Source organism: Streptomyces chiangmaiensis (assembly GCF_036281785.1).
In the GTDB taxonomy this organism is placed as follows: domain Bacteria; phylum Actinomycetota; class Actinomycetes; order Streptomycetales; family Streptomycetaceae; genus Streptomyces; species Streptomyces chiangmaiensis.
This window is the reverse complement of the sequence record NZ_JAYWVC010000233.1, coordinates 1-11537: the sequence shown is the minus strand read 5'-3', so window position 1 is coordinate 11537 and position 11537 is coordinate 1. Positions and strand designations below refer to the sequence as shown.

Annotated in this window: 11 protein-coding genes and 3 pseudogenes; 6 read left to right on the top strand and 8 right to left on the bottom strand. The window is 70.9% G+C overall.

What is annotated here, in order from left to right; genetic code table 11:
- The 4 genes and pseudogenes from VXC91_RS37500 to VXC91_RS37485 form a co-directional block, all read right to left on the bottom strand.
- A partial coding sequence (locus tag VXC91_RS37500) for an acyl-CoA dehydrogenase family protein (protein ID WP_329511826.1) occupies positions 1-1048 on the bottom strand: 1048 nt, incomplete at its 3' end.
- 22 nt (positions 1049-1070) lie between these two features.
- Positions 1071-1319: pseudogene (locus tag VXC91_RS37495) on the bottom strand (LLM class flavin-dependent oxidoreductase); the annotation flags it as partial.
- A 24-nt stretch (positions 1320-1343) separates the two neighbouring features.
- Positions 1344-1479: pseudogene (locus tag VXC91_RS37490) on the bottom strand (LLM class F420-dependent oxidoreductase); the annotation flags it as partial.
- The gene (locus tag VXC91_RS37485; RefSeq protein ID WP_329511824.1) at positions 1479-2615 is read right to left on the bottom strand and encodes a CaiB/BaiF CoA transferase family protein; all 1137 of its coding nucleotides are present in this window, start codon (positions 2613-2615) and stop codon (positions 1479-1481) included. The pseudogene VXC91_RS37490 and the gene VXC91_RS37485, both read right to left, overlap by 1 nt.
- Positions 2616-2823: 208 nt before the next feature.
- On the opposite strand from VXC91_RS37485, the gene VXC91_RS37480 reads away from it, so the two are divergent.
- Positions 2824-3999, top strand: a complete 1176-nt coding sequence (locus VXC91_RS37480; RefSeq protein WP_329511822.1) for a saccharopine dehydrogenase family protein — start codon at positions 2824-2826, stop codon at positions 3997-3999.
- Here the strand turns inward: VXC91_RS37480 and mmpA are convergent.
- The gene (mmpA, locus tag VXC91_RS37475) at positions 3971-4150 is read right to left on the bottom strand and encodes a morphogenic membrane protein MmpA (protein ID WP_329511821.1); all 180 of its coding nucleotides are present in this window, start codon (positions 4148-4150) and stop codon (positions 3971-3973) included. The genes VXC91_RS37480 and mmpA overlap by 29 nt on opposite strands.
- A gap of 83 nt (positions 4151-4233) precedes the next feature.
- Entirely contained in the window at positions 4234-4944 is a 711-nt protein-coding gene (locus VXC91_RS37470) for an endonuclease V (protein WP_329511827.1), read from the bottom strand.
- A gap of 313 nt (positions 4945-5257) precedes the next feature.
- On the opposite strand from VXC91_RS37470, the gene ssgD reads away from it, so the two are divergent.
- Positions 5258-5674, top strand: coding sequence for a spore wall synthesis regulator SsgD (gene ssgD / locus VXC91_RS37465; RefSeq protein ID WP_329511820.1), 417 nt, complete (start codon positions 5258-5260; stop codon positions 5672-5674).
- A 135-nt stretch (positions 5675-5809) separates the two neighbouring features.
- Here ssgD and VXC91_RS47230 read toward each other — a convergent pair.
- Positions 5810-5926, bottom strand: a pseudogene (locus VXC91_RS47230) (isocitrate lyase/phosphoenolpyruvate mutase family protein); the annotation flags it as partial.
- Positions 5927-5995: 69 nt separating this feature from the next.
- A complete protein-coding gene (locus VXC91_RS37455) occupies positions 5996-6658 on the bottom strand; it encodes a GOLPH3/VPS74 family protein (RefSeq protein WP_329511819.1) in 663 nt (220 codons plus the stop codon).
- Between the two features lie 354 nt (positions 6659-7012).
- Between VXC91_RS37455 and VXC91_RS37450 the strand changes: the two genes are divergently transcribed.
- From VXC91_RS37450 to VXC91_RS37435, 4 genes are all read left to right on the top strand, one after another.
- Positions 7013-8641, top strand: coding sequence for an ABC-F family ATP-binding cassette domain-containing protein (locus VXC91_RS37450; RefSeq protein WP_329511818.1), 1629 nt, complete (start codon positions 7013-7015; stop codon positions 8639-8641).
- Between the two features lie 124 nt (positions 8642-8765).
- Entirely contained in the window at positions 8766-9542 is a 777-nt protein-coding gene (ddaH, locus tag VXC91_RS37445) for a dimethylargininase (RefSeq protein WP_329511817.1), read from the top strand.
- Positions 9543-9773: 231 nt separating this feature from the next.
- Positions 9774-10748 (top strand): acyl-ACP desaturase, encoded by a 975-nt coding sequence (locus tag VXC91_RS37440; RefSeq protein WP_329511816.1) that lies wholly within the window; start codon positions 9774-9776, stop codon positions 10746-10748.
- A gap of 231 nt (positions 10749-10979) precedes the next feature.
- Positions 10980-11447 carry a hypothetical protein gene (locus tag VXC91_RS37435; protein WP_329511815.1) on the top strand — a complete coding sequence of 156 codons (468 nt, stop codon included), beginning with the start codon at positions 10980-10982 and terminating at the stop codon, positions 11445-11447.
- Positions 11448-11537 lie beyond the last annotated feature (90 nt).

Here is an 11537-nt window from a genome sequence, read left to right as displayed (position 1 = left end):
CGCGGTGCTCCGTCATGTAGCCGTAGCCGCCGTGCAGCTGGAGACAGCGGTCCGCGACGCGCTTCTGCAGTTCGGTTGCCCACCACTTGGCCATGGAGGCGTGCACGGCGTCGAGTCCGCCGTCCGAGTGGTCGGCGATACAGCGATCGAGGAAGGCGCGAGTGACGGCGCATTCGGTCGCCATCTCGGCTATCTCGAACCGTATGTGCTGAAGCTTGGCGAGGGGTCGTCCGAAGGCCTCGCGTTCCTTGACGTACTCGGTGGTGATCTCGAGCAGGTGCTCGGCCGCGGCGATCCCGGCGACGGCGATGTTCAGCCGCTCCTGCGCCAGGTTCGTCATCAGGTGCCCGAAGGCGCCGTTGAGGTCGCCGAGCAGGTTGTCCTTGGGCACCCGCACGTCATGGAAGAACAACTCGGCTGTGTCCTGGGCCTTCTGGCCGATCTTGTCGAGGTTGCGGCCGCGTTCGAAGCCCTCCGTTCCACGCTCGACGACGAGCAGCGAGAGCCCGTGCGCCCCGCCCTCGGGAGTCGTCTTCGCCACCACGATCACCAGGTCGGCCAGTATCCCGTTGGAGATGAAGGTCTTGGACCCGTTGAGCAGCCAGTGGTCGCCCTTGTCCTCGGCCCGGGTCCTGATGCCCTGGAGGTCGGAGCCGGCACCGGGCTCGGTCATGGCGATGGCGGTGATGATCGACCCGTCGCAGAAGCCGGGCAGCCAGCGGCGCTTCTGCTCCTCGGTGGCCAGGCCCGTCAGGTACGGGCCGATGATGTCGTTGTGCAGCCCGAGCGCGAGTCCCGACGCCCCGGCGCGCGTGAACTCCTCCACGAGGACGGCGCTGTAGCGGAAGTCCGCGGTGCCGCCGCCTCCGTACTCCTCGGGTACGGCAAGCCCGAGCAGCCCCTGCTTTCCGGCCGCCCGCCAGGCGTCGCGGGAGACGATGCCGTCCCTCTCCCACCGCTCGTAGTGGGGCAGCACCTCCTTGGCGAGGAAGGCGCGCACGGTCTCGCGGAACGCCTCGTGCTCTGCGGTATAGACCTGCCGCTTCATGGGGTGCACGTCCTCTTCACACTCACAGCCAGCTCTTGACGGTTTCGACCCGCCGGGCCGGATCCGGACCGACCGGCGTGACGTTCAGCATGTCGACCCCGGCGGCGCGAAAGGCCTCGACACGCTCGCGGACATAGCTCTCCGGCCCGCACAGCGAGGTCAGTTCGCACAGCTCCTCCGGGACGGCGGCCTCGGCCTCCTTCTTGCGGCCGGACAGATACAGCTCCTGGACGGTCCTGGCCTCCTTCTCGTACCCGTAGGCCACCGCCACGGGTCGTACGGGCCGCGAGATAGCCCGTGGCGGTCGGCGCGTCGTAGCCGTAGGCCTCGGCGACCCAGACGGCATCCAGGCCCGCGGCCTCCAGCGCGGCTGCCTCGTCGGCCGCCTTCCGGGGGTCGGCCGCGTGGTCGAGGGGGATCGAGAGCTCCATCAGTCACCGTCCTGGAGCAGTCGGGGCACGTCCCAGGCGCGCGCGACGTCCGCCGTGTCGGCGCCCGGCTGCGCGGGTCCGCTGCGCACCGCCGTATGGGTGACCGAGAAGCGCGGTGCGGGCGCCGGCTGGGTGATTCCGCCGTGGTCGGTGAAGGTGCCGCGAGCGGCGAGGTGGGGATGCGCGGGGGCCTCGCGGAGCGAAAGGACGGGGGCCACGCACGCGTCGGAGCCGTCGAAGACCGCGGTCCACTCGTCGCGCGTCCGGGTCTTGAAGCGGGCCGCGACCACCTCCCGCAGTTCCCCCCAGCGGCTGACGTCCTTGCGGTCCGGTGCCTCGTCCTCGATACCGAGCAGTGCCACGAACTCCTCGTAGAACTGCTGCTCCAGGGCGCCGACCGCCATGTACTGCCCGTCGGCCGTCTCATAGGTGCCGTAGAACGGGCAGCCGCCGTCGAGGAGGTTGGCGCGGCGACGGTCCTGCCAGCCGCCGGCGGCGAGCATGCCGTGGATCATCGAGGCCAGGTGCGCGGTGCCGTCCACGATGGCCGCGTCCACGACCTGACCGGTGCTCGTCGCGCGCGCGTGGTGAAGCGCGGCGAGCAGGCCGACGACGAGGTAGAGCGAGCCGCCCGCGTAGTCGCCGACGAGATTGGCGGGGACGGCGGGCGGCGTGTCGGGGTCACCGATCATGCCGAGGGTGCCGGTGAGAGCGATGTAGGCGATGTCGTGTCCGGCGCGCGGGGCGAGCGGCCCCTCCTGGCCCCAGCCGGTCATGCGGCCGTAGACGAGCCGGGGGTTGCGGGCGTGGCAGGTCTCGGGGCCGACACCGAGGCGTTCGGCCACGCCGGGCCGGTAGCCCTCGATGAGGATGTCGGCGCGTTCGACCAGGTCGAGTACGAGGGCCGGTCCGTTCTCGGCCTTCAGATCGACGATCACGGAGCGCTTGTTGCGGTTGGTGATGTCGTACTCGGCGTTGATCGCGAGCCCTGATCCGTTCGGACGGTCCACGCGGACGACGTCGGCGCCGAGATCGGCGAGGAGCATGCCCGCGAACGGGCCCGGCCCGATGCCCGCGAGCTCGATGACGCGCACGCCGGCTAGGGGGCCGTGCCCCGGCGTCCCTGCCACTGCCATTCTGGCCCCCAAGTCTGTGACACAACCGATGTGACATCGATGATGTTATGAACGGGCGGCAGGTCGGGCAATACCTGCACGAGCAAGCGCTTAGTCAATTTCCGTCGCGGAGGCCACCCACCTCACTCGCAGACCGCCCTCCTCGTCCTACCGCCTCGTAGCTCACGCTAGCCTCGGCCACCGACAACGGCACGGGCGGAGAGGTGTCATGAGCAGGCTGAATACGGATCGCGCGTACGACATCGTGCTGTTCGGAGCCACGGGCTTCGTCGGCGCGCTCACCGCGGAGTACCTGGCCGCGCACGTGCCCGAGGGGCTGCGCTGGGCGATCGCGGGCCGCAGCACCGCCAAGCTCGAGAGGCTGCGGGAGCGGCTGTCCGGCGGCAGTGACCCGGGTGTGCTCCGGGCGGAAGTCTCGGATCCGGAGTCGCTGCGCGAACTGGCCCGCCACGCGCGCGTGCTGGCCAGCACGGTCGGGCCCTATCTGGAGTACGGCGAGGAGCTCGTGGCGGCCTGCGCCGACGCGGGCACCGACTATCTGGACCTGTCCGGCGAGGCCGAGTTCGTCGACCTCATGTATGTGCGGCACGACGCACGCGCGCGGGAGACCGGGGCGCGGCTCGTGCACTCCTGCGGGTTCGACTCCGTTCCGCACGACCTCGGGGCGTACTTCACCGTGCAGCAGCTCCCCGAAGGGGTGCCACTGACGGTCGACGGATTCGTCCGGGCGCAGGCCATGTTCTCGGGCGGCACCTTCGCCTCCGCGCTCGGCCAGCTCGCGCGGGGGCCGCAGATGCTGGCCGCGGCCCGGGACCGCGGGCGTCACGAGCCGCGGCTGATGGGCCGCAGAGCGCAGGCGCCCCTCGGCGCACCGCGGTTCGCCAAGGAGGTCGGGGCGTGGGCACTGCCCCTGCCCACCATCGACGCCCAGGTGGTGCGCCGGTCGGCGCGGGCGCTGGAACGGTACGGACCCGACTTCCGCTACCGGCACTACGCCGCGGTCGAAACCCTGCCGTACGCCCTGGGTGGCGCCGGGACCGCGGGTGCCCTGTTCGCGGCCGCCCAGCTGCCGCCCGCACGGCGGTGGTTGTCGGGACGGCTGCGTCCCGGGGACGGGCCGGGTCCCGAGAGGCGGGCGAGGAGCTGGTTCTCGGTGCGGTTCGTCGGCGAGGGCGGCGGGCGCCGCGTGTTCACGGAGGTCGCCGGCGGCGACCCGGGGTACGACGAGACGGCCAAGATGTTCGCCGAGTCGGCCCTCTCCCTGGCCCTCGACGACCTGCCGCCCACGTCCGGCCAGGTCACGACCGCCGAGGCGATGGGCGAAGCCCTCATCGCCCGGCTCCGCGCGGCGGGCATCACCTTCCGGACGGCGGCCCGCCGGTAGCGCCCTGGAGGGACCACACGAGGACGGTGTAGATCGTCCCGCCTGTCCAGGCGAGCCCGGCGACGACGGCGAGCAGCAAGCCCGCCGTCACGGCACGCTCGACGGGCTGGGCTGGGTGGTTCATGGTCTCGGCGGCGCGATGCGAGGTCATGCGCCCAGCCTCCCGGCCGGGACGACCCGGCCACATCCGTACGGGTGCCCCGGCCCCATCCGTGCGGATGCTCGGTCCCGTACTCAGGGAGTGGGCGGGCCGGGTCGGGCGACCGTCTCCCTGAGCGCCACCCGGCACAGGGCGTCGGCGCGCCGGGTCGATTCGGGGATGCGGTACTTCGGGGCGAGCGCGAGGGTGTGGGCGCAGGCGTTGTCGAGGCTCACCCGGTGTCCCACGGAGACGAACACCGGCTTGACGCCCGCCTGGGTGCGCAGCGCTCGGCCGACCTCGTCGGCGCCCGCGAACAGGGGGGCCGTGCTGCCGCGCGGGGTGTCCGGTTCCGCGTGGGCGAAGGTGAACGGGTTCTTGGCCACGCCGATGGTGGGCAGCCCGGTGAGCACGCCGAGGTGGCTGGCCAGCCCGAAACGGCGCGGGTGGGCGAGGCCGTAACCGTCGCAGACGACGACTCCGGGGGCCCGGTGCAGAGCCTCCAGGGCCGCCAGGACCGTGGGGATCTCGCGGAAGGCCAGCAGGCCTGGAACGTACAGGAAGGAGACCGCCCCGACGGCGGTGGCCTCGGCGACCACGGCGAGCGTGGCCGCGTCCAGGACCACTGCCGCCGCCGCGACCACGCCGCGCTCGTCGTCGTAGGCCACGTCGACCCCCGTCACACAGCCGGTCCCGGGCGGCGGCCCGGGCTCGTCGAGGATCACGCGGCCGCGCAACTCGTCCTGCACGGCGCGTGCTTCTGCTTCTGTCGCGGGCCAGTCCGCGGGGATGCGCACGGTCGTCATGATGGTGTCGAGCGTACGGCCCCGCGGTCTCGTGTTCCCCATGCCCGTCATGGCGCGCGAAGCTAGTCCACTGCCCCGGTCCCGTCCAGATGCCCCCACCCTGGAACCGCACTCGTGCGCACGGTGTCCTCCCCGGTGACCCGCGGACCGCGGGCCGAAGCCATCGAGCCGCTGTGGATCACCTCACCGGCATGAACTCGGTGACAGAGGTCACTCGCCATTCATGTGCACGGAATCACCGATTCCACCGTCTCTTCAAGTGCCGTGCCACATCCGTCCCAAGTCCGTTCAGCCGTCACAAGGGAGCAAGGCGTTGCCCACTCTCATCGAGCAGCCCGTGGAGGCCCGACTCGTCGCCGCCGCGCCGCGCATGCAGAGCATTCCTGCCACGCTCCACTACGACCGACGCGACCCGTTCGCCGTCCGCATGACCTTTCCCGCGCCGGCCACCCTGGAGGGTGTGGAGGTCTGCTGGACCTTCGCCCGCGAACTCCTCCGCGCGGGTCTGACAGGACCTGAGGGCCACGGCGACGTCCGGGTGCGGCCGTACGGCTACGACCGGACCGTCCTGGAGTTCCACGCCCCGGAGGGGACCGCCGTGGTGCACATCCACTCGACCGATGTCCGGCACTTCCTGAAGCGGACCACCGAACTGGTGCCGACCGGTCGGGAGCATCTGCAGCTGGATCTGGACCACGACCTGGCAGAGTTGATGCGGGACGCCTGCTGAGGACCGCCCCGGGCGAGTGGCCGGCACCCGCACACCTTTGGGGGCGAGCACGCAGCACCCGTGAAGACCAACGGAGGCGCCCAGTTCCCAGCCGAGCCCGGCGCTGGTGGTGGCGACGGCCGCCGCGCCGGCCTCCTCGACGAGCCGCGCGCCGGCCGCGTCCCAGGCGTTCGCAAGGACGAGCGGACGGCCGGACACATGGAGGGCACGGAAGGCGAGGGCCCGCTCGTACAGAAGGTTGTCAGGGGTCATGGGAGCCGACCAGGGCCGCGGGGTCGGTGGCCGGCAGATTTCCGACGGGTACGCGCGGCAGCGAATCGATCAGCCCGCCGTCCCCGCCGTCGCCGCCGCGATCAAGGCCGTGCGCACCTCGCGGACGACCCTGCGCAGCGCGGGCGCGGCGGCGCCGCTGCGGTCCGTCAGGGCCTCGATGCGCTCCCTGTGGCGTCCCCGGTCCGCCTCGGTCACCACCGTGGGCAGTCCGGCCGCCGCGGCCAGCGCGACGAGGGCCGCGTCTCGGTCGGAGATCTCCGTGACGGGCGCCGGGCCCACGAGCATCTCTCGCACCTCCTGCTGCAGCGCTTCCACGGCCCGCACCCCCTCCAACTCGTATTCCACGGCGGGGAAGAACCCGAGCAGCCTCTTTTTCTCGACGCGCATCAGGCCGTCGGCGACGAGCTGAGCGCGGACGGTGTCGAGGGTGACGCCGGAGTGCAGGCTCACCCAGGTCTTCCAGGGACGGGGCATCGACTCCGCGACGAGTTCCAGGAGGCCGTCGAGGACGGCGTCACCGGTCCCGGCGTCGGGGTCGGCGGGGGTGGCGATGCCCTCCACGTCGACCAGCAGCCCCCGCTGAGCCAGTTCGGTGAGGGCGCCCGCCCGCACCAGGTGCGCGATCCTTCTCGCGCCGGTCTGCCTGGGCCCGTCGGTGTCCCAGGCCAGCAGATACAGCCGGGCGGGCAGCGAGGTGGAGCCGTGGGACACGAGGCCTCCTGGCGCACGGTTCGGCAGGCGGAACCGGTCCGACCTGCGCGAGGAGTGGCCACACGGTCGGGCGGCGGTCGCGATGCGGGTCTTTAATCCGTTGACACTCCTCGTACCCGTTCCTACGGTGTTCAGCGGTCCTGTTGCCGTCGATAGGAGAAGGACGTTGCTCGTCTGAGGTCATGAGACACCGCGTCACACAACGCTGTCCGCGTTCGTGTGCGTCGCGTGCGACCTCGGCGTTCGAGCCGTCCGTCCTCCGGTGCGAGGCTGTTCCCCGTTCACGGACCCTCGCCGCCTTGCGGTGTCTCGCCCCCGTTGCCTTCGTCCACACCCAGCAACCGCGAGGCCCGCATGTCACAGACCCCCTCCCTCACCTGTACGTCCCTGTCCTTCTCCTGGCCCGACGGCACCTCCGTCTTCGACGACCTTCAGGTCGCGTTCGGAAGCGGCAGGACGGGGCTCGTCGGCGTCAATGGATCAGGCAAGTCCACCCTGTTGAAACTGATCGCCGGTGAACTCGTGCCGTCCTCCGGAACCGTGCGCGTCACCGGCGAGGTCGGCCTTCTCCCGCAGAACATCACGCTCGACACCTCCCTGCGGGTCGACGAGGCTCTCGGCATCGCCGCGACGCGCCGAGCGCTGCACGCCATCGAGGCGGGTGACGCGTCCGAGCAACACTTCACCGCCATCGGCGACGACTGGGACGTGGAGGAGCGCGCCGAGGCGATGCTCGGCGAACTCGGCCTCGGCCACATCGGTCTCGACCGCACCATCGGCGAGGTCTCCGGAGGCGAGTCCGTCCTGCTCCGGCTGGCCGCGCTGCTGCTGCGCCGGCCGGACGTGCTGCTGCTCGACGAGCCCACCAACAACCTCGACCTGTACGCGCGCCGGCGCCTGTACGCGGCGGTCGAGGCATGGCCGGGGGCCATGGTCGTGGTCAGCCACGACCGGGAGCTCCTCGACCTGGTCGACCAGATCGCGGATCTGCGCTCCGGAGAGGTCACCTGGTTCGGTGGCAACTTCTCGGCGTACGAGGAGGCACTGGCCGTCGAGCAGGAGGCGGCGGAGCGCACGGTGCGCGCGGCCGAGGCCGACTTCCGCAGGCAGAAACGTGAACTGACCGACGCGCAGGTGAAGCTGGCCCGCCGCAAGAGGTACGGCCAGAAGATGTGGGACCAGAAGCGCGAACCGAAGATCGTCATGGGGGCGCGCAAGCGGGCGGCGCAGGAATCGGCGGGCAAGCACCGCATCATGCACGAGGAGAGGCTCGCCGAGGCCAGAGAACGACTCGACGAGGCGGTCGAGGCGGTACGGGACGACGACGAGATCCGCATCGACCTGCCGTACACGGCGGTGCCGCCGGGGCGGTCCGTTCTGACGCTCCGGGATCTGGAACTGCCCTACGGCGCGCGCGTCGAGGGCACCTTCGAGCTGCGCGGTCCCGAGCGGATCGCACTGGTCGGGCGCAACGGAGCGGGCAAGACCACCCTGCTGCGCACGATCGCGGGCGAGCTGGAACCGCTCGCGGGCGAAGCCACCGCGCACGTTCCGCTGCGCTTCCTTCCGCAGCGGCTGGACGTCCTCGACGACGCACTGACGGTCGCGGAGAACGTGGCGAGGTTCGCGCCGGGCGCCGGCAACAACCGGATCCGGGCTCGGCTGGCGCGCTTCCTGTTCCGTGGCGCACGGGCCGACCAGCCGGCCGGGACCCTCTCGGGCGGCGAGCGCTTCCGCGCCGCCCTGGCCGCGCTGATGCTCGCCGAGCCGGCTCCCCAACTGCTGATGCTCGACGAACCGACGAACAACCTCGACATGGCGAGCGTGCGACAGCTCACCACGGCCCTGGAGTCGTACGAGGGAGCGCTGATCGTGGCCGGCCACGACATGCCCTTCCTGGAGTCGATCGGGATCACCCGCCTGATGCTGCTCGACGGGGACCTCAGGCAGACCTCGCCCGAGGCCCTCGGCGATCCCGCCTGACGCCCGCCGACGCGATCGGCAGCCAACGTATCGGGCAGGTGACAGCCTGAACTCGGGGCTTTGTCCGCGGGTTCCGCGCCTGCATGATGGCGGGCGAAGCAATCAGCCGAGACGGAGTTCCCACGTGCCCAGCAAGAAGGCCCTCATCCGCCGACCCAGCCCGCGCCTCGCCGAGGGACTGGTGACCCACATCGAGCGGGAGAAGGTCGACCCCGACCTCGCGCTCGAGCAGTGGGAGGCGTACGGCGAGGCGCTGCGGACGCACGGCTGGGAGACGATCGAGGTGGATCCGGCCGACGACTGCCCGGACTCGGTGTTCGTCGAGGACACGGTGGTGATGTACAAGAACGTCGCCCTGATCGCCCGGCCCGGCGCGGAGTCACGGCGCGAGGAGACCGCAGGGGTCGAGGAGGCGGTGGCCCGGCTCGGCTGCTCGGTGAACTGGATATGGGAGCCGGGCACCCTCGACGGCGGCGACGTCCTGAAGGTCGACGACACCCTCTACGTCGGCCGCAGCGAACGCACCAACGCGGCCGCCGTCCAGCAGGTTCGCGCCGTCTTCGAACCGCTGGGCGCCCGTGTCGTCTCGGTACCCGTCACCCGGGTGCTGCACCTGAAGTCGGCGGTCACCGCGCTGCCCGACGGCACGGTCGTCGGCCATGTGCCGCTGGTGGACAAGCCTGCGCTGTTTCCGCGCTTCCTGCCGGTCCCGGAGGAGTCCGGCTCCCACGTCGTGGTCCTCGGCGGGGGCAAGCTGCTCATGGCGGCCAGTGCCCCCAAGACGGCGGAACTGCTCGCCGACCTCGGGCACGAACCGGTCGTCGTGGACATCAGCGAGTTCGAGAAGCTCGAAGGTTGTGTGACATGCCTCTCGGTGCGCATGCGGGAGCTGTACGCCTGACCCGCTGACCCCACAGCCACCCGACTCCTGTGAGCCCTGTGGTGCACGGGAGTTGGGCGTGCCCGGAATCGGACGCGGCCCCGGCGGCGGCGTTCCGCGCGGGCGCCCGCGGAGCAACTGGCCTTACAGCGCGCTTAACCTACGGCTTCGTAACCTACGGCTTCGTAGCCTACGATCCCGTAGGTTCCGGCTCAGTACGCCGGCTTTGCCCAGTGTCCCCCTGGAGTTCCTGTGACGATCACCCCTTCCCACCTCGGCAGCCCCTCCGTCTGGACCGACGCCCGGCTGCTGTACGCCCTGGAGGAAGTGGTCGAAAACGAACTGAACCGGCATCTGCAGGCAGCCAAAGACTGGATGCCGCACGAGTACGTGCCCTGGACCGACGGCCGCAACTTCCCCGGCTTCTTCGAGGACGGCGTGGCCTGGGAGAAGGAGCAGTCCAAGGTCACCGAGATCGGCCGGATCGCGCTGGTGGTGAACCTTCTGACGGAGGACAACCTCCCCAGCTACCACCACGAGATCGCCACGCTCTTCGGCCGCGACGGCGCCTGGGGCACCTGGGTGCACCGCTGGACCGCCGAGGAGGGCCGGCACGGCATCGTGATGCGTGACTACCTGCTCGCCTCGCGCGCGGTCGACCCCGACAAACTCGAGCAGTTCCGCATGGCTCACATGAGCGAGGGCTTCGAGTCGGACAATCGGCACTCGATGCTGCACTCTGTCGCATACGTCGCCTTCCAGGAGCTGGCGACCCGTATCTCGCACCGGAACACCGGCCGCCAGTCCGGGGACCCGGTCTGCGACCGGATGCTGGCCCGCATCGCGACCGACGAGAACCTCCACATGGTCTTCTACCGGAATCTGCTGAAGGCCGCATTCGAGATCGCTCCCGACAGGACCATGCAGGCGGTCCGGGACGTCGTCGTGAACTTCCGGATGCCGGGCCACGGCATTCCGGGGTTCGAACGCGCCGCCGCGCAGATGGCGATCGGCGAGGTCTACAACCTGCGCATCCACCACGACGACGTGCTCCAGCCCGTACTGCGCTTCCTGAAGGTCATGGAGCTCGACGGCCTCGGCCCCGAGGGGCGTCAGGCCCAGGAGGAACTGGGCATGTTCATGGGCGGACTGGACTGCGAGGCGACGAAGTTCGACGAGAAGCTCGCGGCCCGCAAGGCGCGGATGGCGGTGCGGAGCGGGGCCTGACCCCCCGCATCTCGGTGCGGAAGCGCCGTCGCCCGGTTGAGGGCCCACGGCAGCAACGTCAATGCCGGGGGCAGAACGTTTCAGCAGCAATCGCCAGGTCGCGCCACCCTTTCCTCGGGGTGGACATGTCTATCAGCATGAATATGCCGGTTGCGCGTCCACACACGGACGCATGACCGGCCCAGTCCCTGTCGGACGCCTGGTCGCCGGGTGGCGCCCCTGGAGCGGGTCATGAGGAATGCGATGTGGATGCAGGGCGTGGAGTGGCTGGCCGCCGCCGCGTCGGACCCGCAGGCGTGCAAGCGGGAGTGGGAGCGCGGTGCGGGCACCGTGTTGCTGGAGGCGGGACGCCACTGGGACGTGGTCAGCGTCCCCCGCCAACTGGGTCTGCTCGCTCTCGACATCCTGTGGTACGACCCGTTGCGGACACCCGGACCGACGCTGGTGGACTCGGCGGCACACCGGGTGGGTTTCTTCGTGCCACCTGATCCCGCCGGAAACTGGGCCGGGGCCGACATCCGCCGGGCGAGCAAGGGGTCATGGGTCGCCGTGCCCCCGCCGTACCGGTCGGCAGGCTCGGTGGAGTGGATCGTCCCGCCCGACGGGAGCGGGACGCTGCATCCACCGCTCACGCTGGAGCTGGCGCTGCGCCAGGCCAACAAGACACTCGCCGTTCTGGCGCCCGTCAGCGCGGACTGAGCACGGGCCGGCGCAGGGGCGAACCGGGCGAGCCGATCCGCGGCACCAGGACGACCGCACGCACCCAGACACTCGGGCACTCGGGCACTC

Coding starts and splice junctions, on each gene's coding strand:
- VXC91_RS37450 (WP_329511818.1), top strand. CDS start 7,013: ATGTCACAGACCCCCTCCCTCACCTGTACGTCCCTGTCCTTCTCCTGG.
- VXC91_RS37470 (WP_329511827.1), bottom strand. CDS start 4,944: ATGACGACCGTGCGCATCCCCGCGGACTGGCCCGCGACAGAAGCAGAA.
- VXC91_RS37480 (WP_329511822.1), top strand. CDS start 2,824: ATGAGCAGGCTGAATACGGATCGCGCGTACGACATCGTGCTGTTCGGA.
- VXC91_RS37485 (WP_329511824.1), bottom strand. CDS start 2,615: ATGGCAGTGGCAGGGACGCCGGGGCACGGCCCCCTAGCCGGCGTGCGC.
- VXC91_RS37435 (WP_329511815.1), top strand. CDS start 10,980: ATGAGGAATGCGATGTGGATGCAGGGCGTGGAGTGGCTGGCCGCCGCC.
- mmpA (WP_329511821.1), bottom strand. CDS start 4,150: ATGACCTCGCATCGCGCCGCCGAGACCATGAACCACCCAGCCCAGCCC.